General features: G+C 68.8%; 25 protein-coding genes and 1 pseudogene. 13 read left to right on the top strand and 13 right to left on the bottom strand.

Annotation, left to right across the window (positions count from 1 at the left end):
* Positions 1-28: 28 nt before the first annotated feature.
* Positions 29-2164, bottom strand: a complete 2136-nt coding sequence (locus tag J2Y42_RS07510; RefSeq protein ID WP_309856418.1) for an alpha-galactosidase — start codon at positions 2162-2164, stop codon at positions 29-31.
* 241 nt (positions 2165-2405) lie between these two features.
* On the opposite strand from J2Y42_RS07510, the gene J2Y42_RS07505 reads away from it, so the two are divergent.
* Positions 2406-5114, top strand: coding sequence for a CBM35 domain-containing protein (locus J2Y42_RS07505; protein ID WP_309856415.1), 2709 nt, complete (start codon positions 2406-2408; stop codon positions 5112-5114).
* A 37-nt stretch (positions 5115-5151) separates the two neighbouring features.
* On the opposite strand, the gene J2Y42_RS07500 is transcribed toward J2Y42_RS07505, so the two are convergent.
* Both J2Y42_RS07500 and J2Y42_RS07495 read right to left on the bottom strand, forming a co-directional pair.
* A complete protein-coding gene (locus J2Y42_RS07500) occupies positions 5152-5928 on the bottom strand; it encodes an isocitrate lyase/phosphoenolpyruvate mutase family protein (protein WP_309856413.1) in 777 nt (258 codons plus the stop codon).
* 32 nt (positions 5929-5960) lie between these two features.
* Complete coding sequence (locus J2Y42_RS07495) at positions 5961-6890, bottom strand: helix-turn-helix transcriptional regulator (protein WP_309856410.1); 930 nt, start codon at positions 6888-6890, stop codon at positions 5961-5963.
* A 126-nt stretch (positions 6891-7016) separates the two neighbouring features.
* On the opposite strand from J2Y42_RS07495, the gene J2Y42_RS07490 reads away from it, so the two are divergent.
* The 3 genes from J2Y42_RS07490 to J2Y42_RS07480 are packed head-to-tail and all read left to right on the top strand — an operon-like array spanning position 7017 to position 8804.
* Positions 7017-8039 carry a zinc-dependent alcohol dehydrogenase family protein gene (locus tag J2Y42_RS07490; RefSeq protein WP_309856409.1) on the top strand — a complete coding sequence of 341 codons (1023 nt, stop codon included), beginning with the start codon at positions 7017-7019 and terminating at the stop codon, positions 8037-8039.
* 25 nt (positions 8040-8064) lie between these two features.
* The gene (locus tag J2Y42_RS07485) at positions 8065-8472 is read left to right on the top strand and encodes a cupin domain-containing protein (protein WP_309856406.1); all 408 of its coding nucleotides are present in this window, start codon (positions 8065-8067) and stop codon (positions 8470-8472) included.
* Positions 8469-8804 carry a carboxymuconolactone decarboxylase family protein gene (locus J2Y42_RS07480; protein ID WP_309856403.1) on the top strand — a complete coding sequence of 112 codons (336 nt, stop codon included), beginning with the start codon at positions 8469-8471 and terminating at the stop codon, positions 8802-8804. The genes J2Y42_RS07485 and J2Y42_RS07480 overlap by 4 nt, the downstream gene beginning before the upstream one ends.
* A gap of 225 nt (positions 8805-9029) precedes the next feature.
* Here the strand turns inward: J2Y42_RS07480 and J2Y42_RS07475 are convergent, their stop codons facing one another.
* The 4 genes from J2Y42_RS07475 to chvE form a co-directional block, all read right to left on the bottom strand.
* Complete coding sequence (locus J2Y42_RS07475) at positions 9030-9941, bottom strand: NADP-dependent oxidoreductase (protein WP_309856401.1); 912 nt, start codon at positions 9939-9941, stop codon at positions 9030-9032.
* Between the two features lie 9 nt (positions 9942-9950).
* On the bottom strand, positions 9951-11126 hold the full coding sequence (gene mmsB / locus J2Y42_RS07470) for a multiple monosaccharide ABC transporter permease (RefSeq protein WP_309856399.1): 1176 nt from the start codon (positions 11124-11126) through the stop codon (positions 9951-9953).
* Positions 11123-12667 (bottom strand): multiple monosaccharide ABC transporter ATP-binding protein, encoded by a 1545-nt coding sequence (gene mmsA, locus J2Y42_RS07465; protein WP_309856395.1) that lies wholly within the window; start codon positions 12665-12667, stop codon positions 11123-11125. Before mmsA ends, mmsB begins: the two co-directional genes overlap by 4 nt.
* A 74-nt stretch (positions 12668-12741) precedes the next feature.
* Positions 12742-13863, bottom strand: a complete 1122-nt coding sequence (gene chvE, locus J2Y42_RS07460) for a multiple monosaccharide ABC transporter substrate-binding protein (protein ID WP_309856392.1) — start codon at positions 13861-13863, stop codon at positions 12742-12744.
* Between the two features lie 319 nt (positions 13864-14182).
* Here chvE and J2Y42_RS07455 point away from each other — a divergent pair, with 319 nt between their 5' ends.
* Positions 14183-15217 (top strand): LacI family DNA-binding transcriptional regulator, encoded by a 1035-nt coding sequence (locus tag J2Y42_RS07455; RefSeq protein WP_309856391.1) that lies wholly within the window; start codon positions 14183-14185, stop codon positions 15215-15217.
* A 73-nt stretch (positions 15218-15290) separates the two neighbouring features.
* Here J2Y42_RS07455 and J2Y42_RS07450 read toward each other — a convergent pair whose 3' ends face one another.
* Positions 15291-15902, bottom strand: a complete 612-nt coding sequence (locus J2Y42_RS07450) for a TetR/AcrR family transcriptional regulator (protein ID WP_309856388.1) — start codon at positions 15900-15902, stop codon at positions 15291-15293.
* A 78-nt stretch (positions 15903-15980) separates the two neighbouring features.
* Here J2Y42_RS07450 and J2Y42_RS07445 point away from each other — a divergent pair.
* From J2Y42_RS07445 to J2Y42_RS07430, 4 genes and pseudogenes are all read left to right on the top strand, one after another.
* Positions 15981-16687: pseudogene (locus tag J2Y42_RS07445) on the top strand (SDR family NAD(P)-dependent oxidoreductase).
* A gap of 2 nt (positions 16688-16689) precedes the next feature.
* Positions 16690-17058: an SgcJ/EcaC family oxidoreductase gene (locus J2Y42_RS07440; protein WP_309856382.1), complete on the top strand. Its 369-nt coding sequence runs from the start codon at positions 16690-16692 to the stop codon at positions 17056-17058.
* 25 nt (positions 17059-17083) lie between these two features.
* The gene (locus J2Y42_RS07435; RefSeq protein WP_309856380.1) at positions 17084-17437 is read left to right on the top strand and encodes a muconolactone Delta-isomerase family protein; all 354 of its coding nucleotides are present in this window, start codon (positions 17084-17086) and stop codon (positions 17435-17437) included.
* Between the two features lie 10 nt (positions 17438-17447).
* Positions 17448-19394 (top strand): potassium transporter Kup, encoded by a 1947-nt coding sequence (locus J2Y42_RS07430; RefSeq protein ID WP_309856378.1) that lies wholly within the window; start codon positions 17448-17450, stop codon positions 19392-19394.
* 19 nt (positions 19395-19413) lie between these two features.
* Here the strand turns inward: J2Y42_RS07430 and J2Y42_RS07425 are convergent, their stop codons facing one another.
* From J2Y42_RS07425 to J2Y42_RS07415, 3 genes are all read right to left on the bottom strand, one after another.
* On the bottom strand, positions 19414-19650 hold the full coding sequence (locus J2Y42_RS07425) for a hypothetical protein (RefSeq protein WP_309856377.1): 237 nt from the start codon (positions 19648-19650) through the stop codon (positions 19414-19416).
* 15 nt (positions 19651-19665) lie between these two features.
* The gene (locus J2Y42_RS07420) at positions 19666-20433 is read right to left on the bottom strand and encodes a hypothetical protein (RefSeq protein ID WP_309856375.1); all 768 of its coding nucleotides are present in this window, start codon (positions 20431-20433) and stop codon (positions 19666-19668) included.
* A 389-nt stretch (positions 20434-20822) separates the two neighbouring features.
* Positions 20823-21692 (bottom strand): SDR family oxidoreductase, encoded by an 870-nt coding sequence (locus tag J2Y42_RS07415; RefSeq protein ID WP_309856372.1) that lies wholly within the window; start codon positions 21690-21692, stop codon positions 20823-20825.
* Positions 21693-21785: 93 nt separating this feature from the next.
* Between J2Y42_RS07415 and J2Y42_RS07410 the strand changes: the two genes are divergently transcribed.
* A complete protein-coding gene (locus J2Y42_RS07410) occupies positions 21786-22181 on the top strand; it encodes a helix-turn-helix domain-containing protein (RefSeq protein ID WP_309856370.1) in 396 nt (131 codons plus the stop codon).
* A gap of 21 nt (positions 22182-22202) precedes the next feature.
* Here the strand turns inward: J2Y42_RS07410 and J2Y42_RS07405 are convergent, their stop codons facing one another.
* On the bottom strand, positions 22203-23105 hold the full coding sequence (locus tag J2Y42_RS07405) for an alpha/beta hydrolase (protein WP_309856367.1): 903 nt from the start codon (positions 23103-23105) through the stop codon (positions 22203-22205).
* A 56-nt stretch (positions 23106-23161) separates the two neighbouring features.
* Between J2Y42_RS07405 and J2Y42_RS07400 the strand changes: the two genes are divergently transcribed.
* Positions 23162-23632, top strand: a complete 471-nt coding sequence (locus J2Y42_RS07400; protein WP_309856364.1) for a MarR family transcriptional regulator — start codon at positions 23162-23164, stop codon at positions 23630-23632.
* A gap of 40 nt (positions 23633-23672) precedes the next feature.
* Here the strand turns inward: J2Y42_RS07400 and J2Y42_RS07395 are convergent, their stop codons facing one another.
* On the bottom strand, positions 23673-24209 hold the full coding sequence (locus tag J2Y42_RS07395) for a TetR family transcriptional regulator (RefSeq protein WP_309856362.1): 537 nt from the start codon (positions 24207-24209) through the stop codon (positions 23673-23675).
* Between the two features lie 99 nt (positions 24210-24308).
* On the opposite strand from J2Y42_RS07395, the gene J2Y42_RS07390 reads away from it, so the two are divergent.
* Positions 24309-25313, top strand: coding sequence for an amidohydrolase family protein (locus J2Y42_RS07390; RefSeq protein WP_309856359.1), 1005 nt, complete (start codon positions 24309-24311; stop codon positions 25311-25313).
* A gap of 26 nt (positions 25314-25339) precedes the next feature.
* Positions 25340-26209 carry a LysR family transcriptional regulator gene (locus J2Y42_RS07385; protein ID WP_309856357.1) on the top strand — a complete coding sequence of 290 codons (870 nt, stop codon included), beginning with the start codon at positions 25340-25342 and terminating at the stop codon, positions 26207-26209.
* Positions 26210-26258: the final 49 nt, after the last annotated feature.

The following is a 26258-nucleotide window of genomic DNA, read 5'->3' as shown; positions in this document are numbered from 1 at the left end:
CTCCTTGAGTGACGTAGCGACGGTAGCGCTACTGGGTTCGGGTTGCGGAATGCGGTGCGGACGCGATGTTCGTCGCGGCCTGGAGGCGGAGGACCCGCGCGCCGACCTCGCCGGTGCGGCTGGTGACGGTGAGTTCTCCTGTCCCCGCGTCCCAGTGGGTCTCCCAGTCGGGAAGGGATCGCGGGAAGACGGTCGAGACCGTGAGCTCGCGTCCGGCGAACGCCGGAAGGGAGAGCCGGGTCTCGGGGGTCGCCGGGTCGCGGTTCCAGACGGCCACCAGGGCGCCGTCGTCGATCGCGAGCCCCAGCGAGGTCCACCCCGCGTCCCAGGTGGGGATGCCGAGCGGCCAGAAGGGGGTGGATGCGGTGAGCTCGCCGCGCAGTTGCTTGGCGACCCCGACCGCGTCGGAGACGAGCGCCAGGCGATCGGCGTCCATCCGCGCCAGATGCCCGGAGACGTAGTAGCGGCCGAGGAGCCCCGTGGCGAGGCAGAAGGCGACCTCCTCCATCGTCATCTCCGGCTGCGGATACGCCCAGCTCGCCGCCTGCTCCGGCAGCATCGCCGCGGGCGCGCTCGCCGCGATCGGCGGGTACTTGAGGAAGTCCTGCTGGTCGGAGGTGGACTGCATCTGCAGCCGGGAGAGCATGGCGTAGTCGGAGCGCATCGCCCCGGAACCGCAGTTCTCGAGCACGAGACCGGGGTGGCGGTCGAGCACGCCGTCGAGCCAGTCGAGGTGGGCGCGGTTGTGGGCCAGCAGTCCGGCCCCGACGCTGTCCGCATCCCGATCGGTGCCCGGCCCCGGGTTGATGTTGTAGTCGAGCTTGAAGAAGCCGATCCCGAACTCGTGCACGAGCCGGTCGACGACGGAGTCCAGGTGCTCGCGCGCCGCGGGATGCCGGAGGTCGAGGTGGTAGCGGTGGTGCTCGACGACGCGCTCGCCCTTGCGCTGCAGGAAGGCGCCGTCGGGCAGACGGTCCGCCATCGGGCTGTTCACCCCGATGACCTCGGGCTCGAGCCAGAGGCCGGGCACCATCCCGGCGTCTCGGATGTGGTCGATGACCTCCGAGAGCCCGCCGGGGAAACGCGTGGTGCTCGGCATCCACTCCCCCACGGTGTCCCACCATTCGCCGCTGTCGTCGTACCAGCCCGCGTCGATGCAGAACACCTCGGCGCCGACGCGGGCGGCCGCGTCGATGAGCGGGAGCAGCTTCTGGGTCGTCGGGTCGCCGTTCAACGTGTTCATGTAGTCGTTGAAGACGACGGGCATCGCGCTGTTGTCGGGATGGGGCCGCCGGTGTGCGCGCCGGTAGGCGGTCAGCTGGCCGATCGCCGAGGTGACATCGCGGGCGAGAGCCAGGGCGACGGTGACCGTGGTGAACGACTCGCCCGGCCGGAGCTCCTCGCTCCACTGGTGGTCGGTGTCGGTGGGCCCGGAGAGGGCGAGGTAGCCGCTCGCGGTGTCCTCCCCCAGCTCCCAGCGCCAGGCGCCGTTGTGCTCGATCTGCCAGGCCCAGGCGGCTCCGAGCCGCGTCGACCGCACCGCCGCGACGGGCAGGTGCTTGCCGGTGGACCAGGTGCCGGAGGAGATCACGCTGAACTCTCCGCGCGGGTTGTGGTTGGTCAGCTGCTGTTCGAGGCGCGGGAAGCGGACGCCGTTGAGCGGCTCGCGCACCCACCGCCCCTCGCCCAGCCAGTCGCTGAGCGCGTGGTAGACCTCCCACTCGCGGATGCTGCTGCGGCCGTTGCCGCCGAGATAGAGCGCGAGCGATGGGATGGAGCGGAGCACGACCGGCTCCTGACCGTCATTGAGGACGGTGGCGGACGAACGGAGCACCGACAGGCCGTCGGTGAGTTCGAGGAGCAACTCGATGCGGAGGCCGGTCTGTGCGTGGTCGAGCCGGACCCGCAATGCGGATCCGGCGCCGGTGGCCGCCTCGTCGTGGCCGGCGTAACGGAGGTCGTGCCCGATCGCCGTGTGGACCAGCCGGTCGCTGGCGAGCGAGTGACCCTGGTTGACCGCGAGCACGTCCACCAGCGGGAGCCCCGCGGGCATCTCGAGCCGCAGCCCGTCGTGCTCGACCGCGGCGATTCGGGGCGCGGAGTCGGCCGACCATTCGATCTCGACGGTCAGCTTCTCGGTGCCCCAGCTCAGGCGGTCGGTCATCGGTCTCCTCGTCATCGTGGATGGTGGCGGTCGGTTGCCGCGTCGGTTCATGATAGCGCTATCAGACCACTGCGCAAGTCTTTTCTGATAGCGCTATCAGCGGCACGGTCACTGGGCGATACCAATACTTGCGGGCCGCGGCGATATCGCTATCATGATAGCGGTTTCAGAGTGGCGCTCCACGGTGGAGACCCGACGCGAGCCCGGAACCGTCCAACCGATCCGTACGAAGGAGTACCGCGTGAACGGAACACATCGCAGGCGCCGCCTGCGCAGCATCCTCCCGCCCTCGATCGCCATCACTGCCGGGCTCGCCCTCGCGGTGAGCGGCCTCTCCGCCCTTCCCGCCGGCGCCGCCGGCGTCGACCACCTCGGTGTCGACTTCTCTCAGACCACCGGCGCCTTCCGGGGTGGCGCCACCGGCACGCTCTACGGACTCGGCGACGACGGGGTTCCGAGCCAGTCCGTCCTGAACGGCGCCCACATCACCAACACGTCGCAGAAGCCGCCCTTCGGTGCTCAGCATCCCAACGGCGATGCGCTGCAGGTCGAGTCGTCGTTCTTCGCCGGCGGAGGCCAGGACCTCTACGTCTACGCGCAGGACATGTATCCGGACTGGCCCTACAACGGCGGCACACGGCCGGGCGACGCGAACGGCGACGGGGTCTGGGACTACCTCCCCATCCTCAAGAAGGTCGTCGAGGACGTCGCGACGACGTCGAAGCATCCCGAGAAGTACGTCTTCATCCCGTTCAACGAACCCGACGGCGGCAACTGGTACCCGAACTGGTCGACGCAGAAGGACCAGTTCCTCGCCGACTGGTCGGCCGCCTACCAGGTGATCCAGGGCGTCTACGCCGAGCACGGCCTCGGGCACGCCCGCGTCGGAGGCCCGGGCGACGCCGTCTGGCGCCCGGACCGGAGCGCCGACATCCTCGCTTACGCCAAGGCCCACTCCGAACTCCCGGACATCTTCATCTGGCACGAGCTCGGCACCTACAACCTGGCCACGTTCCGAGGCCACCACGACGAGTACACCGCGCTGCTCCAGCGGCTCGGGATCGCGCCCATCCCCGTCAACATCACCGAGTTCGGGATGCTGCGCGACATGGGCGTGCCCGGCCAGCTCATCCAATGGATCTCGATGTTCGAGAGTGAGAAGGTCGACGCGCAGACGGCGTACTGGAACTACGCGGGCAACCTCTCCGACAACTCCTCGCGCAACAACGGGGCGAACGGCGGATGGTGGATGTTCAACTGGTACGGCGACCTCGCCGGCTCCACGACCGCGCAGGTCACCCCGCCGAAGCTGAACACGCCGGACTCCCTCCAGGGCCTCGCCGCCATCGACACCGGTGCTCGCACGGCCACCGTGCTGTTCGGCGGAGGATTCTCGGACGTGGCGGTCGATGTGAAGGGACTCGACGCAACCACCTTCGGCTCGACCGTCGACGTGCGCGTCCGCGCCGACCGCCTCAACGGGGCGGAGGGCGCCTCGCTCCAGCCTCCGGTGATCCTGTCGACGACCGCGGAGGTCACAGACGGCCGGCTCTCGGTGACCGTCCCGAACAGTGACCGCTACTCGGCGTACCAGCTGGAGATCACCCCGCGGCTCACCGATCCGCAGCCCGTGTCGGCCGACCTGGTGAACAGCACCGAGGCCGAGAACGCGACTCTCGCGAACGCGACCGTCTACACGCAGGACCCGTCGCGCGAGTGGTCCTTCATGGCGTCCGGCGGCAAGGATGTCGGCTCGTTCAACCGCGCCGGCTCCTCCGCGACCTGGAACGTGACCGTGCCGACGACCGGCGACTACCGGCTGTCGGTGCTCAGCGGCACGAACGCGTCGCCCGGGCAGCACGCGCTGTTCGTCGACGGCGCCTTCGGCCGGCTGGTGAAGTACTCCGCCGATCTCGGCTGGGGATACCGCGGGACGGCGGATGCCACGATCCACCTGACCGCGGGCACTCACGCGCTGTCGCTGCGGGCGAGCGTCGACGGGACGACCCTGCTGCCCGGTGCGGACATCACGCTCGACCGGTTCGACCTCCACGATGTCACCTCGGGTGAGCGGGCGACGTATCCGGCCGTCGACGCCCGCCTCTCCGGCGGAGCGACCCTCTCCTGGAAGCAGCCGGCCGCGCGGGGCTACGCCTCGGTGACGGGCGACGGCGCCGCCACCTTCTACGCGACCACTGCGGAGACGGGCTACTACGACGTGACGACGCACTTCGCGTCGACGGGTCGCGGGGCGACACCCTCCCTGGTCGTGAACGGCCGGACGGTGGCCCTTCCGGCCTCCACCGGACCGGGTGTCTTCGATGCGACCGCGCGGCTGTTCCTCCCGCAGGGAGTGAACGAGCTCACCGTCCGTGCGGCGGCGGGCACCGTGCTGGTCGGCGATGTGTCGACGATCCGGGGTGCGGCGCAGAAGGCGTCCGACGCGGATGCGGCTCTCGTCTTCCGCAGCGAGGCCGAGGCTCTGCCCCTGTCCGGCGCCGCGGTCGTGCAGACCGATCCGGCCGGCTCGAACGGATCCGCGGATGCGCAGGGCGTGGTCCGCCATGTCGGCTACCTCGGAAACGGCCCGGCGAACACGCTGACCGTGCCGCGGCCGAGCGGCTTCGCGGCGGGCGACTACCAGCTCGTCATCGGAGCAGCCAATGCCGACAAGTCGGCGGCGATCAACTACAACCCGCAGGTGATCAGCCGTTTCCTGGATGTGACAGAGGCCGGCGGAGCCACCACCCGCGCCGCTTTCCGCCACAACTACTCGTGGAGCAGCTATTGGGACAAGACGGTCCCGGTGACGCTCTCGACCGACAGCGGCGCGCTCAGCCTCGGCAACGCCACGGCGTACGGGCCGAACGTCGACACCGTCACACTGGCGAAGTTCGTCGGTGCGGCACCGTCGATCGCGAAGCGCCAGACCGGGCTCGGCGCGAAGTAGCCGACACCGGGAACGGACGACGGGCGGCGTCGGAGCCTCACGGCTCCGGCGCCGCTTGCACGAAGTCGATCAGCCGCTGCTGCGCCTCCGCGTAGGAGGTCGCCGTCGGGAGGTCGCGGCCGTCACGCACCGCGGCAGCGACATCCACCGCCGCGTCGATCGCGACCCGGTACGGCAAGGAGCCCGTGCTGACGCGCCGCACGCCCAGTTCGCCCAAGCGGTCGAGGCTCAGCCCGGGAACGACGAGCACGTTGAGCGGAAGCGGGATGGCCGCCGCCAGCTGCTCGATCGTCGCCGGGTCCGAGACGCCCGGCACGAAGATGCCGTCGGCTCCGGCGTCGGCGTACCGCTTCGCACGCTCGGCGACGGCGTCGACGGTCGCCTCCTCGTGGAACCAGTAGGAGTCGACGCGGGCGTTCACGAACACCCCGGGCGCGCTCCGCGAGGTCGCCGCGATTTTGGCCGCGGGGATGGCGGGGTCGACGAGATGACCGCCGGCGGAGTCCTCCAGGTTCACGCCGGCGACGCCCAGGCCGGCGACGAACTCCGCGACCTCCTCCGGGTCGTCGCTGAAACCGTCCTCGATGTCGGCCGAGATGTACACCGGGAGTGCGGTGATCCGGGCGACGAGGGCGAGCGTCGCCTCCCGGCTCGCGCCCTCCGCGTCCGGGCGACCCGACGCAGCGTTCACGCCGAAGCTCGTCGTGCCGATCGCCGGGAAGCCCGCGGCGGCGAAGGCGATCGCCGACCCGACATCCCACGCGTTCGGAAGGAGGAGCGGCCGGTCGCCGTCGTGGAGTTCGTGGAACGTCATCGGCTCCCCCTCATGGGACGCGCTGGAGAGCCCTACCGGCCCTCCCCCTCACGGGGCGAGGATAGCCCGCTAGTGGCAGCGGCGGCGATCCCCTCCTGCGCAGCCGGGTGCTCGGCCGCCCACGACGCGAGCAGCCGGAGCTTCTGCGCCGACTCCGATCCGGGCTCCGCGGTGTAGACGAGCACGACATGACCCGGCTCGGCGGTGACCGCCAGCTCCTCGAAAGCGAGGGTGACGTCCCCCACGACCGGATGATGGAAGCGCTTCGTCCCGGTGCCGTGGGTGCGCACATTGTGGGCGCCCCACAGCCGCCGGAACTCGTCGCTGCGGGTGGAGAGCTCGCCCACGAGCTCCTGGAGGGCCGGATTGTGGGGGTCGCGGCCTGCCTCCGCCCGCATCATGGCCACGCACATGTCGGCGAAGAGGTCCCAGTCCGGGTAGAAGTCGCGTGACGCGGGGTCGAGGAACTGGAAGCGGGCGAAGTTCGGGGTGCGGCCGCCGTCGCCGATCATCGGGGCGTAGAACGCGCGGGCGAGCGCGTTGAACGCGATGACGTCGGACTGCGGGTTGCGCACGACCGCGATGCCCTCGGTCACCGCCTCGAGCATCCAGTGCAGACTGGGCCGGGCCGCCGGGTTGCGCGTGACGGCACGGCGACGGGAACGCCCGGAGGTCGGGATGCCGTCGGCGGCGCGCGCGAGGTCGAACAGGTGGGCGCGCTCCGCGTCGTCGAGCTGCAACGCCTGCGACACCGCGTCGAGGACGGACGCGGAGGCGCCGGAGATCATCCCGCGCTCCAGCTTCGCGTAGTACTCGACGCTGACCCCCGCGAGCATGGCGACCTCGGAGCGGCGCAGGCCGCTGACCCGGCGGCCGTCGCCGGCCGGGAGCCCAGCCATCTCGGGTCGCAGCCGCGCACGCCTGCTCATCAGGAACTCGCGGACCTCAGCTCGGTTGTCCATGACAACGAGGCTACGTCGCCCGGGCCCGTCGAGGGGTGCCCTCCCAGTACACGTCACGGCAGGGACTCCCTCGGGGTTCGTATCGGGACTGTGATGGAGGAGTACTCGATCGAAAGGAACATCCATATGCGTGGAGTCGTCATGCACGCCCCGCGGGACGTCCGGGTGGAGGACCGCGACGACCCGACCATCGAGCAGCCGACGGACGCGGTCATCCGCGTCTCCGCCGCCTGCATCTGCGGCTCGGACCTGTGGCCCTACCGTGGGACGGACCCGGTGGACGGTCCGACGCCGATGGGCCACGAGTACGTCGGTGTGGTGGAGGAGATCGGCGACGCCGTGACCTCCGTCAAGGTCGGCGACGTCGTCGTCGGATCGTTCTTCGCCTCCGACGGCACCTGCGAGATCTGCCAGGCCGGCTACGAGTCGCACTGCGTCCACCGCGTCCCGATGGGATCGCTGGGCACGCAGGCGGAGCGCTTGCGCGTCCCGCTGGCCGACGGCACGCTCGTCGTCGTGCCGGGCGAACCCGACGACCGCCAGCTGCGCGGACTGCTCGCCGCCTCCGATGTGCTCGGCACGGGATGGTTCGCCGCCGTCGCCGCAGAGGCCGGACCGGGCAAGACGGTCGCCGTGGTCGGTGACGGCGCGGTCGGGCTGCTCGGCATCCTCGCCGCCCGGCGACTCGGTGCGGAGCGGGTCATCGCGATGAGCCGCCACGCCGACCGGCAGGCGCTGGCGCGCCGCTTCGGCGCGACCGACATCGTGGAGGAGCGCGGCGATGCGGGCGTCGAGCGCATCAAGGAGCTCACCGACGGCCTCGGCGCACACTCCACCATCGAGGCGGTCGGCACCCAGGAGTCGATGATGCAGGCCATCCGCGCCACGCGCGCCAGCGGCCACGTCGGCTATGTCGGCGTCTCGCACGACGTCGAGCTTCCCGGCCTGGAGCTGTTCTTCTCCGGTGTCCACCTGCACGGCGGACCGGCTCCCGTGCGGCGCTTCCTCCCGGAGCTGGTCGGGCTGATCATGGACGGTGAGATCGACCCGGGCGCGGTCTTCGACCTCACCCTCCCGCTCGAGGACGCCGCGGAGGGCTACCGGGCGATGGATGAGCGACGCGCCACCAAGGTCCTGCTCACCCTCTGAGCACGAACGCCGAGGAAGGAACCACATGAACATCGAGCCACGGACCCCCACGGTCAAGAACCCGCCCGAGCAGTTCGCCGGCGACGTCTGGGTCGATCCGATCGCCGGGCCGCACGAGGCCGACCAGCGCATGACGGTCGCCCTCGTACGGTTCGCGCCGGGCGCCCGCACGGCTTGGCACAGCCACGCCCGCGGGCAGTACCTCCGGGTCACCGCCGGTGTCGCCCGGTTCGGCGACCGCGACGGCAACATCATCGAGGTGCATCCCGGCGAGACCCTCTACACGCCGCCGGGCCAGGACCACTGGCACGCCGCCGCGCCGGGCTGCTTCATGGAGCACATCGCGATGCTGGAGTCGGCCGACGACCCGGCGGACACCACCACGTGGAAAGAGCACATCACCGACGACGAGTACGAGGGGCGGAGGGCATGAGCGACGAGACCACCGGCTGGACCGGCGGGCAGCGCGCCTTCGGCGACTTCGCCCCCGGCCTCGCGCACTACACCGACCGCGTGCTCTTCGACGAGGTGTGGGAGCGTCCGGAGCTCTCGAAGCGCGACCGCAGCCTCGTCACGGTGGCCGCCCTGCTGACCGGCGGCAATGTGGAGCAGCTGCGCTTCCACCTCGCCTTCGCGCGCGACAACGGCGTGACCGAGCAGGAGCTGATCGAAGCGATCACGCACCTCGCGTTCTACGCGGGCTGGCCGAAGGCGATGTCCGCCATGGCCATGGCCAAGGAGGTCTTCGGCGCGGCCGAGGGCTGATCGCGCCGCTTCCCGTCCCGCAGGAGATCCGCCCGCTTCCGTCGGATATCTCGGCGCTCCCGCCCTGAATCTCCATCCGCACCGCGGTCCGTCGGAGATTTGCGGCACTTTCTCCTACGTTGCACCTTCGGCGCTGTCGCGCGGTTTCTCCACAGTTCTCGGCCCCTGGGCTCGAGCCGGCGGCTCCGCTGCGAGGCTGCTTGCATGATCAGCCAGCGAACGGGACTACTCCGCCACCCTCACGATCGTCTTGCCGTTCCGCGAGCCCGAGCCCGCGAACGCGGTGGGGGCGCCATCCAGCTCGACCACGTCGCCGATGAAACTGCGCAACGTGCCCGCCCGCACGCGGGCGACCAGCTGCTCCAGTTCGACGCGGCTCGGCTCCACGACGAAGAACAGTGCCGTGATGTCCGGCCGCTCCGACGCGGGCGGAGCAGCGATCGTGACGAACCGGCCACCCGGTCGCACCAGGCCCAGCGATCGGGCCCCCACCTCGCCGCCGAGCACATCGACGACGAGGTCGACGGGCCCTGCCGCGTCCAGTTCCTCCGTGTCGACGAACAGGTGGGCGCCCGCTTCTGTCGCACGAGCACGGTGGCCCGCCCGCCCGGCGCCGACGACGACCGCACCGGCCTCGCGAGCGAGCTGGACGACGAGCGACCCGACGCCGCCCGCGGCTCCGGTGACCAGCACCGACTGCCCGGCCTGGATGCCGCCGTGCTGGAACAGCGCCTGCCAGGCGGTCAGACCGGAGATTGGGAGGCTCGCCGCAGTCACGAAGTCCACATCCGCCGGCAGCGGGGCCAGGTTCCTGGCCTCCACCGCGACGAACTCGGCCAGCGTGCCGTCGCGCGCCCAGTCGGCCAGCCCGAACACGCGCTGGCCGACGGTGAGCCCGGTCGTGCCGTACCCGAGCTCGGTCACGACACCCGCGAGCTCGTGCCCGGGGATGGCCGGGGTGCGGTCGTGGCCGGCCCGATCCGTCCAGGTGGCCGGCCACTCCAGCTCGCCCGGGGTGAACCCGGCGGCGTGCACGCGGACGATGACATCGTTCTCGGCCGCGTGCGGCGCCGGGCGTTCCTCCACTCTCATTCCCGCGACTCCAGCGGCGGGATCGCTGACGGTGATCGCCTTCATGCCGGAAGGTTACTGCCCCACCGACCGCCTCTTGTTGTAGACGTCCAAGGCGACCGCGGCGAGCAGCACCAACCCCTTGATGAGCAGCTGGTAGTCGCTGTCGATCCCGAGGATCGACATGCCGTTGTTCAGCACGCCGATGATCAGACCACCGATGATGGCGCCGGTCACCGTTCCGATCCCGCCTGTGACCGCCGCGCCACCGATGAAGACGGCGGAGATCGCATCCAGCTCGAACCCGTTGCCCGCGCTGGGGCTCGCCAGGTTCAGGCCCGCGGTGAACACGAGACCGGCGACAGCCGACAGCACGCCCATGTTGACGAACAGCAGGAAGGTGACCCGCTTGGTCTTGACGCCGGAGAGCGCCGCAGCGGCCAGGTTGCCACCGATCGCGTAGATGTGGCGGCCGAACACGGAGCGGTTCATGATCGCCGAATAGCCGACGACCAGCACGGCCAGGATGATCAGCACGATCGGGGTGCCGTTGTAGCTGGCGAGCAGGACCGTCATCACGAGCACCAGGGCGATCAGGAAGACGAGCTTCACCACGAACCACCACAGCGGCTCGTCCTCGAGGTCGTACTTGCGCCGGATGGCGCGCTGACGAAGCGACGACACGAGGATCGCGATGCTCGCGAGCAGGCCGAGGATCATCGTCAGCGGCTCGTAGCCCGTCGTGCCGAACGCCGGAAGGAAACCGGAACCGATCGCGCGGAACTCCTTCGGGAAGAACGAGATCTGCTGGTTTCCCAGAGCGATCTGCGCCGCACCGCGGAATGCGAGCATGCCGGCCAGGGTGACGATGAATGCCGGGATGCCGAAGTAGGCGATCCAGAAGCCCTGCCACGCGCCCACCAGGGCGCCGAGCACCAGGCAGAACACGATCGCGAGCGGCCACGGCAGATGCCATTCGGAGATGAACACGCCCGCCATCGCCCCGATGAACGCAACGACACTTCCCACCGACAGGTCGATGTGCCCGGCGATGATGACCATCACCATGCCGATCGCGAGGATGAGGATGTAGCTGTTCTGCACGATCAGGTTCGACACGTTGATCGGCGCGAGGGTGATGCCTCCTGTCGCGATCTGGAAGAAGATCACGATGGCGATCAGGGTGATGAAGAGCCCGATCTGACGCAGCTGACTGGTCAGGTAGCTGAGGGCTTTCGTGAGCGATTTCATGCGGTGTTCTTCTCGCGTTCCTGGGTCATGAATTGCATGAGGTATTCGGCGGTTGCCTTCTCGCGCGGGACATCGGCGGTGATCCGGCCCTCGCTCAGCGTGTAGATGCGGTCGCAGATGCCGAGCAGCTCGGGCAGCTCGGAGGAGATGACGATGATGCCCTTCCCCTGGTCCGCGAGCCGGTCGATGATCGTGTAGATCTCGTACTTCGCGCCGACGTCGATGCCGCGGGTGGGCTCGTCGAGGATGAGCACATCCGGGTCGGCGTACATCCACTTCGACAGCACGACCTTCTGCTGGTTGCCGCCGGACAGCTTCCCGGTGAGCGTCAGCACATTGGGCGTCTTGATGTTCATCGTCCGGCGGTACTCCTCCGCCACCAGCGACTCCCGCTGGTCGTTGACGAACTTGAACCAGTTGACGAGCTTGTCGAGCGCGGCGATGGAGATGTTGCGCTGGATGTTGTCGATCAGGTTGAGCCCGAAGTGCTTGCGGTCCTCGGTCGAGTAGGCGATGCCGTTCGCGATCGCCTTCGACACCGTGCTGACCGAGATCTGCTGCCCGCGCTTGTAGACGCGTCCGCTGATCCCGACCCCGTAGCTGCGGCCGAAGATGCTCATCGCGAGCTCGGTTCGTCCGGCACCCATCAGTCCCGCGATGCCGACGATCTCGCCGGCGCGCACGTTGAAGCTGACGTTGTCCACGACCGTGCGGGTGCGGTCGAGCGGGTGATGGACGGTCCAGTCCTCGACCCGCAGCAGCTCCTCGCCGATGTGGGGGACGTGGTCGGGGAAGCGGCTCGCCACATCCCGGCCCACCATCCCCTTGATGATGCGCTCCTCGCTGGTGCCCTCCGTGCCCATCTCGAGCGTCTCGATCGTGCGGCCGTCGCGGATGATCGTCACCCGGTCGGCGATCGCCTTGATCTCGTTGAGCTTGTGACTGATGATGATCGCCGTGATCCCGTGCGACTGGAGCTGACGGATCAGGTCGAGAAGGTGCGCGGAGTCCTCGTCGTTCAACGCGGCCGTCGGCTCGTCGAGGATGAGGATCTTCACCTCCTTCGAGAGCGCCTTGGCGATCTCGACCAGCTGCTGCTTGCCGACGCCGATGTCCTTGATCTTGGTGATCGGGTTGTCGTGGAGACCGACCCGGGCGAGCAGCTTCGCCGCCTCCAGGTTCGTCTCGTTCCAGTCGATGAACCCGCGCTTCTGCCGCTCGTTGCCGAGATAGATGTTCTCGGCGATCGACAGGTAGGGCGACAGCGCCAGCTCCTGGTGGATGATGACGATGCCGGCCGCTTCGGAGTCGTTGATCGACCGGAACTCGACGGGTTCGCCGTTCATGACGATCTCGCCCTCGAAGGTGCCGTGCGGGTACACCCCAGACAGCACCTTCATGAGCGTGGACTTGCCTGCTCCGTTCTCGCCGCAGATCGCGTGGACGGATCCCTCCTCGACGCTGATCGAGACATCCTGCAGCGCCTTGACGCCGGGGAAGGACTTCGAGATGTTTCGCATCTCGAGAATCGTGTTGGCCATGGTCTCCCTTGCTTGGCGAATGAGGCCCGGGCCGGCGGCGTTGTCACCGACCGGCCCGGGCCGTCAGGCCGGACCTACTGAAGGTCGGACTCCTTGTAGTAACCGCTGTCGACCAGGATCTCCTTGTAGTTCTCCTTGGTGACGACGACCGGCTGGAACAGGTAGCTCGGGACGACCTTGACCTTGTTGTCGTAGCTCTTGGTGTCGTTCACCTCGGGCTTCTTGCCGGAGAGCAGGTCGTTCGCCATCTTGGCGGCCTCGTTCGCCAGCTTGCGGGTGTCCTTGTAGATCGTCGAGTACTGCGTCCCCGCGATGATCTGCTTCACACTGGCGACCTCGGCGTCCTGACCGGTGATGATCGGGAGCTTCTTGCCGCCCGACCCGTAGCCGGCGCCCTCGAGCGCGCTCAGGATGCCGTCGGACAGACCGTCGTAGGGCGAGAGCACGCCCTGCACCGCGGTGCCGGTGGAGTACGACTTGGCGATGAGGTCCTGCATGCGCGCCTTGGCGGTCGCCGGGTCCCAGCGCAGGATGGCGACCTGGTTGAAGTTGGTCTGCCCGCTCTTGACGACCAGGGTGCCGTCGGCGATGTACGGCTTCAGGGTGTCCATCGCACCGTTGTAGAAGAAGGTCGCGTTGTTGTCGTCGGGGCTTCCGGCGAAGACCTCGATGTTGAACGGGCCTTTCTGTCCGGTCGGCTTGCCGTCCTTGTCGATGACGCCGAGGCCGGTGAGGAGCGAGTTGGCCTGGTAGACGCCGACCTTGTAGTTGTCGAACGACACGTAGTAGTCGACGTTCTTGTCGCCGGTGAGCAGTCGGTCGTAGGAGATGACCTTGATGCCCGCCTTGGCGGCCGCGTCGAGCTGGTCGGTGAGCGATCCACCGTCGATGGAGGCGATGATGAGCACCTTGGCGCCCTTGGTGATCATCGTGTTGACCTGCTGCACCTGGGTCGGGATGTCGTTGTTGGCGTACTCGAGGTCGACCTTGTAGCCGTTCTTCTGCAGGTCCGACTTGACCGCATTGCCGTCCGCGATCCAGCGCTCGGACACCTTCGTCGGCATCGCGACGCCGACCAGCGCGCCCTTGTTGTCGGTGCTCGACCCTGTTCCGCCGCCGCGGCCTCCGGTGCACGCGGCGAGCGCGACGGCGATGCCGAGCGCGGCCGCAGCGAGTGCGACTTTCCTGAACTTCACTGTGATTCCTTTCGAGCGGTGAGGCGACCCGTGCGCCCACTGCGCACGAGCTCGCCGAGCTCGGAACTGTCACGCGCCCCCGTCGCAGCGTGCGACCGGGAGCTGCAGGAACGGCCGCTGCTGTGCGGTCCGATTGCTGCTGTCATGTGCGACTCCCTCGTCGTATGCTGGTCCGTACGCGATATATGTGACCGGTCCCAGAACGGGTTAGACGTTATGACCTGAGCCGGGCGTCAGTCAAGTGGTCCGCGAAAAAATATGATGGAAAACGTTCACCGAGCGTGGCAGCGCTGCCGCTCTCGCCGACGAGACAGGATGCATGGACAAGCACCCACCCGACGAGCAGCGCGCGCTCTCCATCCGGGACATCGCACGGCTGGCCGGTGTGTCGCGCCAGACGGTCTCGCGGGTGCTGAACGGCGAGCGCTACATCAAGCCGTCGACCGAAGCGCAGGTGCGGAAGGTCATCGAGGAGCACTCCTGGCGGCCGAACAGCGCGGCGCGGGCGCTGGCCACCTCCCGCTCGAAGACGATCGGACTGCTGGTCTCCGCCCGGTCGCACTACGGACCGTTCAGCGCGGCCGCGGCGATCGACGAGGCGGCGCGGGCGCGCGGCTACGCCATCCTCTCGGCGACGCTGGCCCGTGAGGACGACGCCGCGATTTCGGAGGCACTCGACGCGTTCTCGGCGCAGGGAGTCGACGGCGTTGTCGTGATCGCACCGCAGCAGCGCGCCCATGAGGCCCTGCAGCGAGTGGCAGTGCGCGTGCCCTTCGTGAGCATGCACTGGAAGGACGACAGCGACGGCCGGGTGGCGGCCTTCGACCAGGAGGCCGGCGCGCGTCTGGCGACACGGCACCTGATCGAGCTCGGGCACACGCGCATCCGCCACCTCGCCGGCCCGCAGGACTGGAACGAGGCGGAGGATCGTATGAACGGCTTCCTCGCCGAGCTCTCCGACCACGATCTGCCGGCGACCGCGCCGGTCCTGGGCGACTGGACGGCCGACCTCGGCTACGAGGTCGGCCTGAAGCTTCTCGACCACCCCGACTTCACCGCGGTGTTCGCCTCCAACGACCAGATGGCGCTCGGCCTCATGCACGCCGCCGCCGACCTCGGGCTCTCCATCCCGGGCGACCTCAGCATCGTCGGTTTCGACGACATCCCGGAGGCGAAGCACTTCGCGCCGCCGCTGACCACGATCCGGCAGGACTTCGCCTGGCTGGGGGCGCACGCGATCGACGTGCTGATCACCCAGCTCGAAGGAGGGGACCCGACGGCGATCGCGGCGGAGTACCCGATCCCCCAACTGGTTGTGCGGCAGAGCACCGCGCCGCCGCGCGTCCCCGGCTGACACGAGCCGTCCGGGCCGTCCGGGCCGTCAGAGCCGTCCGGGCCGTCCGGGCACCGGCTGACGCCCCGGCGCGTCAGACCGCTCCCGCGGCCTCCGTCAGCCCGAGCAGGCGCATGCTGTTGGCCCACAAGCTGTCCAGTTGGCCGGGGTCGTTGTAGAGCTTGGCGAGGAGCACCAGGCCTTCGATCTGCGCCACGATCGCCTTCGCCGACTCTCGGACATCGACAGCGGAGAGCTCCCCCGCCTCCTGCGCTTCGCCGAGCGCCGCCTCGACGATGTCGATCTGCTCCTCGAAGATCTGCTGGAGGCGTGCGCGGACCGGGTCGTCCTGCTCGCTCACCTCCAGGGCCAGGTTGCCGAACAGGCAGCCGACGACGGCGCCCTTTCCCCGCAGCGCCTCGTTCTGCATCTCCGCCGTGGCCACGAACAGGTCGCGGAGGCGGTCGACGATGGGCCCGGGGGTGGAGAGGATGCGCTGCCACTCCCCGCGCTGCCACTCCCAATGCCGGTCGATCACCTCGAGAGCGAGCGCCTGCTTGGACGGGAAGAAGTAGTAGAAGCTGCCCTTGGGCACCCCGGCCTCCGCGCAGATCTCCGCCACGCCGATGCTGGCGTACGAGCGGCGACCGAAGAGGTCCGCTCCCGCCGCCAGAATGCGCTCTCGTGCGTCTGATGTCCGTCCCATGCTTGCAATTATACGACCAGTCGTCTATAACTGATCCCGATTAATAGTAGACCGACCATCTAGTAAGGAATCAGCACAATGGACACTCGTAAGGTCGCCGTCATCACCGGCGCATCCCAGGGCATCGGCGCGGGTCTGGTCGAGGGCTACCGCGGCCTCGGCTACGCCGTGGTCGCCAACTCGCGATCGATCGCTCCGCGCGCCGACGACTCCCTCGTCACCGTGGCCGGAGACATCTCCGACCCCGACGTGGCGGAGCGCGTCATCGCCACCGCCGTCGACCGCTTCGGCCGCGTCGACGCGCTCGTCAACAACGCAGGCGTCTTCATCGCAAAGCCGTTCACCGAGTACACCACCGAGGATCTGGACGCCGCACTCGGGTTGAATCTGCGCGGGTTCTTCCACGTCACCCAGAAGGCCGTCGCGGACACGCTCACGCGCAATGCCGGTCACGTCGTGAACATCACGACGACGCTGGTCGAGAACGCCGACTCCAACGTGCCGTCGGCCCTCGCCTCACTCACCAAGGGCGGCCTCGCCTCCGTGGTGAAGTCGCTGGCCATCGAATTGGCGCCCGCGGGATCCGTGTCAACGCCGTGTCGCCCGGCATCATCCAGACGCCGATGCACGCACCCGAGACCCACGCCACCTACGCCGGGCTGCACCCGGTCGGGCGGATGGGGACCATCGACGACGTCGTGCGCGGCGTGCTCTACCTCGAGCAGGCGCCTTTCGTGACGGGCGAGTTCCTGCACGTCGACGGCGGCCAGAGCGCGGGCCACTGACGATGAGCGATCAGGAAGCAGTCCTCGCCGAGACCATGCGGAAGTGGGCGGACGACATCCGTGCGCACCGCGCAGAGCGCGTCGCGACGCACTTCACTGTGGACGCGGTGTTCCAGGGTTTCGATCGCGAACACACGGTCGGCCGACCCGCCGTGGTGGCCTATTACGACAAGCAGCCGGTCGGCCTGAGCCCCGAGTACCGCGTGCGGGAGGTCCGCCGCCTCGGAGACGACGCCTTCGTCGGCTTCGTGGACGTCGACTTCGTCCGCCCGTCGGGCGAAGTCATCCCCACCCACCTCACGCTCGTGCTGGTCCGCCAGGACGGCGAGTGGCTCATCCAGCAGTACCACGTGTCGAAGATCGGCGCTTAGCGCCTCGGCGCCCGGAGGGAGAACGATGGAATTCTTCGTGGAGATGGTGACGACCGTTCCTGACGGGACCCCTCCGGAGGACGTGACGGCCATGCGGGAGAGGGAGGCCGCGCGCTCCAGCCAGCTCGCCAGGAACGGCAGCCTCCGTCGCTTGTGGCGGCCGCCGCTCGCCGAGGGCGAATGGCGCAGTTGGGGGATCTTCTCGGCTCCGGACCCCGATGCCCTGGAACGCGTGCTCGCGTCCATGCCGCTCCGTGAGTGGCGTCACGACACCGTGACGCCACTCACGAGGCACCCCAACGATCCGGGATTCGGCCTCCCGGATGACGCGCCACAGACCGGCGGCCGACCGGCCGCCGAGCGGCCGGAATCGGCGTAGCGTAGCGGGAGTGCGAGAGTTCGTAGCGCCGCCGACGGCGCAGGCGGGTGCGCCCGCGGGTGCGCCCCATCATCCGCGCGCGCTGGCCGCCGCCGCGCTGGCGGCTCTCGGCGTCGTGTTCGGCGACATCGGCACCAGCCCGCTGTATGCGTTGAAGACGGTGTTCCTCCTCGACGGAGGTGCCGTACGGCCGAATCAGGACGACGTCTTCGGCGTGATCTCGCTGATGTTCTGGAGCATCACGATCATCGTCTCGATCAAGTACCTGGGCATCCTGATGCGCGCCGACAACGACGGCGAGGGCGGCGTGATGGCACTGGCCGCCTTGGCGCAGCGGCTCTACGCGAGCCGTGCGGGCAAAGCCGGGATCCTGCTCGTGATCGGCATCGTCGGGGTCTCGCTGTTCTACGGCGACTCGATCATCACGCCGGCGATCTCGGTGCTGTCGGCCGTCGAAGGTCTGCACGTCACGATCCCGGCGATCTCGCACCTGGTCATCCCGATCGCCGCGGTGATCATCGTCGTGCTGTTCGCGGTGCAGCGGTACGGGACGGGCAAGGTCGGCGTGCTGTTCGGGCCGGTCATGGTGCTCTGGTTCATCGTGATGGCCGTGGCCGGCGTGGTGATGTTGGTGCAGTATCCGGCCGTCCTCCTCGGGCTGTCACCGACCTATGCCGTCGTCTTCATCGTCTCCCACCCGATGATCTCGTTCATCGCCCTGGGAGCGGTGGTGCTCGTGATCACCGGCGCGGAAGCCCTCTATGCCGACATGGGCCATTTCGGCCGCTCCCCCATCCGCCGCGCCTGGTTCGTGCTCGTGTTCCCGGCCCTGACGCTCAACTACCTGGGGCAAGCCGCGCTGATCCTGCACGACCCCGCAGCGCGCAGCAACCCGTTCTTCCTGCTCTTCCCCGAGTGGAGCAGGCTGCCCGTCGTCATCCTGGCCACTGCCGCAACCGTGATCGCGAGCCAGGCCGTCATCTCGGGCGCCTACTCGCTGTCGCGGCAGGCCGTCCAGCTCGGACTGCTGCCGCCGCTCACCATCCGGCAGACGTCGGAGCGCGAAGGCGGGCAGATCTACCTGCCGGCGGTCAACATCCTGCTGTTCCTCGGCGTGATGGCGGTCATGCTCGCCTTCGGGTCGTCCGACCGGCTGTCCACCGCGTACGGGATCTCGGTGACCGGAGCCCTGGTCGTCGACACCCTGCTGCTGCTCCTGGTCGCCCGGCCGTTGTGGAACTGGGCCCCGTGGAAGATCGTGCTCGCCGCCGTCGCGTTCGGCGGTCTCGAGCTCGCGTTCCTCGCCGGCAACCTCTCGAAGATCATCAACGGCGGCTGGGTGCCGCTGCTCATCGCGGCGGCCGTCATCCTGGTCATGACGACGTGGCGTCGCGGACGCCAGCTGGTGCAGCAGGACCGCAAGCGCAAGGAGGGGTCGCTCTCCGAGTTCATCGACAACCTGCGGGAGCAGAACCTGCCCCGGGTGCCCGGCGTCGCCGTGTTCCCGCATCCGAACAAGGACACGACCCCGCTTGCTCTGCGGGCGAACGTCAAGCACAACCATGTGCTCCACGAGCACGTGATCATCGTCTCGATCAGCACCGCGCAGGTGCCGCACGTGCCGACCTCGGAGGCGTTCACGTACGACGATCTCGGGTACGCCGATGACGGCATCGAGCACCTCAGCATCCGGTTCGGCTTCTCGGACAAGCCGGACATCCCCCGCGCGTTGCGTGCCGCTTGCCGGGCAGGGGCACTGCCGCTTGATCCCTCCGACTTCCCGCGCGCGTCGTACTTCATCTCGCGGGGCGCCATCCGCACCACGCGGACGAAGGGCATGGTGCCGTGGCGGCGGTCGCTGTTCGTGGCGCTGGCGCACAACGCCGCCGACCCTGCCGCCCGCTTCGGCTTGCCGCCGCTCCGGACGGTGACGATGGGCAGCGACGTCGAGATCTGAGCCTGCGCAGGCCGGCCGATTACGACCGCCGGTGACGAAGCCTCGCGGCGAGGATGAAGCGGAGCGTCGCGAGCACGACGATCACGACGAAGACGACCACGCCGGTGATGACACGTTGAGACGTATCACCGAAGATGCCGACGACCACCGCCACGATGGCCGCGAGGGTCAGCGACCAGTAGATCCATGCGAACAGGCCACTCCTTACCACGTCACGGAACGGATCGTCCGCCGGCCGTTGCTCGTTTCTCGACATCGTCAGCCTCCCTCGTCAGGCGTAGCAGCGGACGTAGACATTGTGAAAACCGTTTGGAAGTGGGTAATTCGCCCAGCGGGTTCCGAAACACTGTCCCGTGTTCCGTGCCACATTAGCCTGCGCCCATCCCGCAAGAACCGCGGCGGTACAGAGGACGACGGCCGGGCCCGTGATTCCGCATACGACGCTCGCGTTCAGCGCGTTGTCGGCGAGCTGACCTGTTTCTCTCTTCGTTAGCTCGAGCGTGCAGAAGAGCCCACTGCACGCAACCCGAGGGTCCGCCACCACCGGGTAAGCCGCTCCATGGTGCTCAACGTATTGGGTGAGCGTGGACCCGCTGACGCTATAGGTGGTCGCAACATCGTTGCCTGCGGCGTCGACAGCCCAAGCAGGGGAAATGACATTGACGACGTCACCCGACACGTCCTTGACGAGGACGCGCCCCTCCTTCAGCTCCAAGACCGCTGGCTGGCCGTTGGCTGAGATCTCAAAAGCGTAAGAGCGGGGCGCATTTTCTTGGTCGATGACGACATAGCCAGCATCTGCTGCGCTTGAGTGTCCAGTGAGCGCATATGAATAGCCATGAGAACTGTCGTATACGAGTGCCCCACTTGCTAGCCTCGGCTCGGTCCGCGTAGCAGGCTTCATCGACAGAGTGGTGTTTTCCAGTACGACGGTCAACCCGTCCGCGGAAGTCAGAACGCCGCTACCCGCCGGGAGTGAATCTACGGATCGCGCCATTGCAACCGGGGCTAGTAGACCCAGATTGCTGAGGGCGGTCACGGTCGAATCTTCCGCGCCTCGCGCTGCATCGGCGTTGGCGGCGGGCGCTAGGCCGCCAAGAGTGAGAACTCCTGAGGCGATGATTCCCAGCCCAATGCGTCCTCTTCGTCGTGACTGCATCGAGTTTCCCTTCAGACGTGCGGCCATATCGGTACGTTCTCGCAGCCTCGCAGGGATGTAGACGAACCACAGTCCACTAAAGAGTGGACTTGACATGTTTTACATACATTCTCGGTTTCCGTGCTTTATTTAGATTTCTAATTTTAGTTATAGCTCCCCATCACGCCTGGAGATTCCGAGCGACGCGAGCGGGCACGCGAACCGGTGGGCGCGGCAAAAGCGCGAGAGCCCGCATTCGGAACGAACACGGGCTCTCGTGAGGGGTGCGACTAGGCCGCGGCCTCGGAGCGCGACTCCGCGAGTCCCTGAGCGAGGGGCGTCGTCGGGCGGCCGATGAGCTCCGCGAGCGTGCTGTGGGCGTCGGCGAGCTCGCCGTCCCGGATGTTGCCGTCGAGTGCGACGACGAATCCGGCCGTGCCCTCGTCGAGTCCGGCGTCGGTGAGGATGCGCGTGTGCTCCTCCGGCGAGACCGACCGGTAGACGACGTCGCGGCCCACCAGTTCGCCGAGGACGGATGCCAGCTCGTCGAACGTCCAGGCGGTGTCGCCGCTCAGCTCGTAGACCGCATCCTCGTGGCCCGGGGTCGTCAGCACGACGGCGGCGGCCTCGGCGTAGTCCTTGCGGGAGGCGCTCGCGACCCGTCCGTCGCCGGCGCTGCCGACGATCTCGCCGGTCGCGGCGGCCTGGTCGATCAGGCCGGTGTAGTTCTCGGTGTACCAGTTGTTGCGGAGGATCGTCACGGGCAGCGACGACGCGGTGAGGAGCTCCTCGGTCGCCTTGTGCTCCGGGGCCAGCACGAGCGCCCCGTCGGTCGCGTGCGGTGCGCTCGTGTAGACGAGCCGGCCGACGCCCGCGGCCTCGGCGGCTTCGATCGCGTTGCGGTGCTGCTGCACCCGCTTGCCGACCTCCGAGCCGGACACGATCAGCACGGCGTCCGCACCGGCGAAGGCCTCCGTGAGCGTCTCGGGCTTCTCGAAGTCGATGACGGCGGTCTGGACGCCCCGCGCTGCGAGCGGGGCGAGCCGCTCGGCGGAACGGCCGGCCGCGCGGATGTCGGAGGCGGCGACGCCGCGGGCGAGCAGGGAGTCGACGGTGAGGCGGCCGAGGTGGCCGGTGGCGCCGGTGACGACGATGGTCATGATGGGTTCCTTTCGATCGGACATCGGAGGCAACTCATCTCCGCATCCATTACTTCCCCATCGCAGGTACCCACTTTTTGGTAAGTTACTGACGTGGACACCAGTCTTGCGTCACTCAACGGCTTCGGCTTCACCGACGGCGTGCTCCCGTCGGCGTGCCCCACCCGAATCGTCCTCAACCACGTCACCAGCACCTGGGGTGTGCTGGTGCTCGTGGCGCTCTCGCAGAGCGACCTCCGCTGGGGCGAGCTGCGCCGAACGGTGCAGGGCATCAGCGAGAAGATGCTGGCGCAGACGCTCCGCACCCTCGAGGCCGACGGCTTCGTGCTCCGCACGGCGCAGCCGACCATCCCGCCGCGGGTGGACTACAGCCTCACCGCCCGCGGCCACGAGCTGACCGAGCACCTGCTGCCCCTGATGTCATGGATCGCGGCTAACGCCGACGACATCCTCGCCGACGAGGAAGCCGAGCAGCCCCGGCAGGCCTGATCCCGGCCGCTCTCGGTACGGTCAGCGGGTGCGCAGCCGCTGCGTGATGAACAACACCGCCCGGTCGACGGCCTCGTCCGCTTCGTCGAGCATCCCCACGAAGGCGGGGAACACATGGGGGACGTCCGCGACCACATCGAGGATCACGTCGACGTCCGCCTCCCACGCCCGGTCGGCGAGCCGCACGGAGTCGTCGAGCAGCAGCTCGTTGGTGCCGACCTGCAGCAGCATCGGCGGGAACCCGCTCAGGTCGCCGAGGACCGCGGGGGCGAGCAGCGGCTGGTGCGGATCCTGACCGTCGAGGTAGAGCTCGCCGGTGCGACGCATCCCTTCGGCGGTGAAGAAGGGATCGACCCCCTGCTTCGTCGTCATCGACTCGCCGGAGCGCGTGTGGTCGAGCCCTGGCGAGAAGGCGACGATGCCCGCGGGGACCGGGAGACCCGCATCCCGTGCCGCGAGGGTCGTCGTGACCGCCAGCCCTCCGCCCGCGGAGTCGCCGGCCAGCACGATCGACGCGGCGTCGACGCCGTCGTCCAGCAGGGCCCGGTAGGCGGCCAGACAGTCGTCGATCGCGGCGGGGAAGGGGTGTTCGGGCGCGAGCCGGTAGTCGAGCGAGAGCGCCCGTACCCCGGTCCGCTCGACCAGATGCGCCGTCAGCGCCATCGCCGTCTCGGGCGAACCGAGCGAGAACGAGCCTCCGTGGAAGTAGAGCATCGTGCCGGGGCGCTGGTTCGTGGACGGCTCCACGAGAACCGCCGGTCGGCCGGCGACCTCGGTAGGGGTCCGGCGGACGGAGGAGGGGATGGGGAACTGGCTCATCAGCCGGGCGAAGCCCTCTCGCATGCTCTCGACCGAGACCGGTCCGTCCGGCTGCGGCGCCTCGCGCAGCTGCCTGTCGAGTGCTCGTCGCTGTTCCCTGCTCATGTTCTCTCCTCGTCTCCGATTACTTGCCGTGGCAAGTATCTCGTAGAATGTATGCCGTGGCAACTAAAAGTGCAACCGACGGCCTCGTCCGGCTGTTCGACGACCTGGTCCGGTGCGAGACGCGGCTGTACAACGCGATCGGCGAGACACTGCGCCGAGAGCACGGCATCGCGACCTCGCAATACGAGTTCCTCCGCTACTTCCGCGACCACCCCGGCTCCCGCATCGCTGATGTCGCCACGAACTTCGCCGCGGGGATCGGCGCGATCAGCAAAGGCGTCGACCGCCTCGAAACCCGAGGCTGGGTCACCCGCCATCCGAATCCGGCAGACGGGCGCTCGTCCCTGGTCAGCCTCACGCCCGCGGGCGCGGACCTCGTCGCCGAAGCCGAGAGCACGTTCCGCGAGCGCCTCGCCGAACTCGTGTCCCCCGACATGACGCCGTCGGATATCGATGCGATGGGCCCGGTCCTCGCGCGGCTGCGCGCGGCACTGGAGAGCAGCCGAGTCGGACTGCCGGTCGGCTAGTCGAGCAGGTCAGCCCGCGCCGGGATCGACCGGCGCGCCGTCAGGTGAGCGGTGACAGCCAGGTGGTCGTCAGGGCCGCGATCTGAGCCTCATCGGCATCCTTCAGCGGCGCGAGGTCGAGGAAGTGCCGGGCGATGGTGACGCCGAGGATGCTCGAGACGATCGCCGCAGCGCGCAGCTCGGCGTCGTCACCCGAGAACGTGCGGGCCAGGTTCTCGGTGCGCTCCTGGAGATACTCGCGCATCACCGCAGCAGCCTCAGCAGAGGTGAGCATCGACCGCATGAGCGCTTTGGTCGCAGGCGAGAGGTCCGTCAACCGGGCCTCGAGCACCTCCGCCAGGTGGGCCGGCACCCCTTCGGCCGTGAGATCGGCGGCCGGGCGGACGGCGAGCGCGAACAGCCCCTGCTTGGAGCCGTAGTGCTGGAGCACGAGGGACGGATCCACGCCGGCGCGTCGCGCGATGCCCCGGATGGTCGCTCCTTCTGCGCCATGGGCACCGAACTCGGCCTGCGCGGCATCGAGGATCCGGGCGGCGGTCGCGGCGCGGCGTTCTGCGCGCGAGGGAGAGGCGTCCATGCGTTCACTCTACAGCTGTTGAGCGACTGTGATACCGTCGCTCAACGGCCGATGAGCGAATTCCTCTGTATCGACCTCCCAGAACTGACAGGAGATGCCATGAGCGAGAACACGCAGGCCACGACGCCGGGTCTGGTCGGCATCGAGGAGCACTGGACCTTCGACGGCATCGACGCAGCACTCCGAGCGCAGCCGCCCGGAGTCCGCGACGAGAGCCTCGCACTCAACGACCACGGCGGTGCGCGAAGCCGGCTCGCCGACGTGGACGCCGACAGGATCGCGACGATGGATGCGCAGGGCGTCGCGCTGCAGGTGCTGTCGCTGGCACCCCCAGGAGCACAGGGTCTTTCGAGGGCGGATGCCGCGATGCTCAGCCGCGAGGCCAACGATGCTGCGGCCTCGATCGTGAGCACCCATCCCGACCGGTTCCGGGCAATGGCGACGCTGCCGCTGACTGACCCCGCGGACGCGGCCGGGGAGCTCGAACGGGCATCCGCACTCGGCCTCACCGGCGCGATGGTTCACGGCCGCGCCGGCGACATCCTGCTCGACGACCCCCGCTTCGACGACCTCTGGGCGGTCGCGGCCCGGCTGCGGCAGCCGATCTTCATCCACCCGCAGATCCCGCCGGCCATGGTTCGCGCCACCAGCTACAGCGGCTTCAGCGACCTCGCCGACCTCGCCCTCGCCACCTTCGGGTGGGGCTGGCACCTCGAAGCGGGCACGGCGGCCCTCCGGCTGATGACACGCGGCGTGCTCGATCGGCACCCGAACCTGCAGCTCGTTCTCGGCCACTGGGGTGAACTGCTCCTGTTCTGGCACCAGCGGGCGGACGGGCTCGCCCGCGCCGCGGGACTCGAGCGGTCGATCACCGAATACCTGCAGCAGAACGTCTGGATCACGGCATCCGGGATGCTGGACCCGGCCATGCTCCACCATGCGCTCGCGGTGACGACGCCGGACCGCATCCTGTTCTCCACCGACTACCCGTTCCAGCTTCCGACCTCCGACGAGATCGAGGTCTTCCTCGATGCGTTGCCCGACGAGACCGCCCGGGGCGCGTTCGCATCCGGCAACGCGAGAGCCCTGTTCGGCATCGGATGACACCCGCCGTCGCATAGGGTGACCCCGTGACCAGCCAGAGCCTCGACCACCTGCGCACGTTCGTGACGGTGTGGCGGACCGGCTCGCTGACCCGCGCCGCCGACCTGCTGGGGATTTCGCAGCCGACCGTCTCCGCGCACATCCATGCGCTGGAGCGGTCGCTCGGATACGCCGTCTTCACCCGAGGGCCGGCCGGCGTCTCGGCCACGCCCAAAGGCACCGAGCTGGCCCGGGAGGTGGCCGCGCATCTCGACGCGATCGAGGATGCCACGGCCGGTGCCGGCACGCCCGGCCCGCTGCGCCGATCGGTGCACATCGGCGGCGCTGCCGACATCCTCTCGCTGATGGTTCTGCCGCGCATCGCCGAGGCGCGGGACGCGGTGGATGCGACCCTGCGGTTCGTGTTCGGCCTCGCCGACGACCTGCTCGACCAGCTGGCCGCCCGATCGCTCGACATCGTCGTGAGCGCGGTGCCCCCGCGCCGCCGCGGCATCACCAGCGTTCCCGTGTACGACGAGGAGTTCGTGCTCGTCGCCGCGCCGCGCTGGACGGGCGCGACCCTCGACGAGGTGCCCGTGGTCGCGTACGCCGAGAACCTGCCGATCATCCGGCGCTACTGGCGCAGCGAGTTCGGGAAGCGGCCGGAACCCGCGACGATCGCGGCGATCATCCCGGACCTCCGCGGCATCCGCTCGGCCGTGCTCGCAGGCGCCGGCCTCTCCGTCCTCCCCCGTTACCTCGTGGAGGGCGACCTGGCCGAGGGAACGCTGGTCGCCCTCCACTCCCCCGAGGTGCCGCCACTCAACACGCTGTACCTGGCGACGCGCGGTCGCGAGTGGGAGCGGGATGCGCAGCTGGGCGCCGCCGCGGAGTTCCTCCGCCGCTGTCTGCGCTGACCGTCCCAAGATTTCCGATGCCCGGGTGCGGTCGCACCGATCGGGAACG

The sequence above is a fragment of the Leifsonia sp. 1010 genome, assembly GCF_031455295.1.
Taxonomy (GTDB): domain Bacteria; phylum Actinomycetota; class Actinomycetes; order Actinomycetales; family Microbacteriaceae; genus Leifsonia.
The sequence above is the reverse complement of the archived record's forward strand: the minus strand, read 5'-3'. Positions and strand labels throughout refer to the sequence as shown.

Coding starts and splice junctions, on each gene's coding strand:
- J2Y42_RS07510 (WP_309856418.1), bottom strand. CDS start 2,164: ATGACCGACCGCCTGAGCTGGGGCACCGAGAAGCTGACCGTCGAGATC.
- J2Y42_RS07500 (WP_309856413.1), bottom strand. CDS start 5,928: ATGACGTTCCACGAACTCCACGACGGCGACCGGCCGCTCCTCCTTCCG.
- J2Y42_RS07495 (WP_309856410.1), bottom strand. CDS start 6,890: ATGGACAACCGAGCTGAGGTCCGCGAGTTCCTGATGAGCAGGCGTGCG.
- J2Y42_RS07490 (WP_309856409.1), top strand. CDS start 7,017: ATGCGTGGAGTCGTCATGCACGCCCCGCGGGACGTCCGGGTGGAGGAC.
- J2Y42_RS07485 (WP_309856406.1), top strand. CDS start 8,065: ATGAACATCGAGCCACGGACCCCCACGGTCAAGAACCCGCCCGAGCAG.
- J2Y42_RS07480 (WP_309856403.1), top strand. CDS start 8,469: ATGAGCGACGAGACCACCGGCTGGACCGGCGGGCAGCGCGCCTTCGGC.
- J2Y42_RS07475 (WP_309856401.1), bottom strand. CDS start 9,941: ATGAAGGCGATCACCGTCAGCGATCCCGCCGCTGGAGTCGCGGGAATG.
- mmsB (WP_309856399.1), bottom strand. CDS start 11,126: ATGAAATCGCTCACGAAAGCCCTCAGCTACCTGACCAGTCAGCTGCGT.
- mmsA (WP_309856395.1), bottom strand. CDS start 12,667: ATGGCCAACACGATTCTCGAGATGCGAAACATCTCGAAGTCCTTCCCC.
- J2Y42_RS07455 (WP_309856391.1), top strand. CDS start 14,183: ATGGACAAGCACCCACCCGACGAGCAGCGCGCGCTCTCCATCCGGGAC.
- J2Y42_RS07450 (WP_309856388.1), bottom strand. CDS start 15,902: ATGGGACGGACATCAGACGCACGAGAGCGCATTCTGGCGGCGGGAGCG.
- J2Y42_RS07440 (WP_309856382.1), top strand. CDS start 16,690: ATGAGCGATCAGGAAGCAGTCCTCGCCGAGACCATGCGGAAGTGGGCG.
- J2Y42_RS07435 (WP_309856380.1), top strand. CDS start 17,084: ATGGAATTCTTCGTGGAGATGGTGACGACCGTTCCTGACGGGACCCCT.
- J2Y42_RS07425 (WP_309856377.1), bottom strand. CDS start 19,650: ATGTCGAGAAACGAGCAACGGCCGGCGGACGATCCGTTCCGTGACGTG.
- J2Y42_RS07415 (WP_309856372.1), bottom strand. CDS start 21,692: ATGACCATCGTCGTCACCGGCGCCACCGGCCACCTCGGCCGCCTCACC.
- J2Y42_RS07405 (WP_309856367.1), bottom strand. CDS start 23,105: ATGAGCAGGGAACAGCGACGAGCACTCGACAGGCAGCTGCGCGAGGCG.
- J2Y42_RS07395 (WP_309856362.1), bottom strand. CDS start 24,209: ATGGACGCCTCTCCCTCGCGCGCAGAACGCCGCGCCGCGACCGCCGCC.
- J2Y42_RS07390 (WP_309856359.1), top strand. CDS start 24,309: ATGAGCGAGAACACGCAGGCCACGACGCCGGGTCTGGTCGGCATCGAG.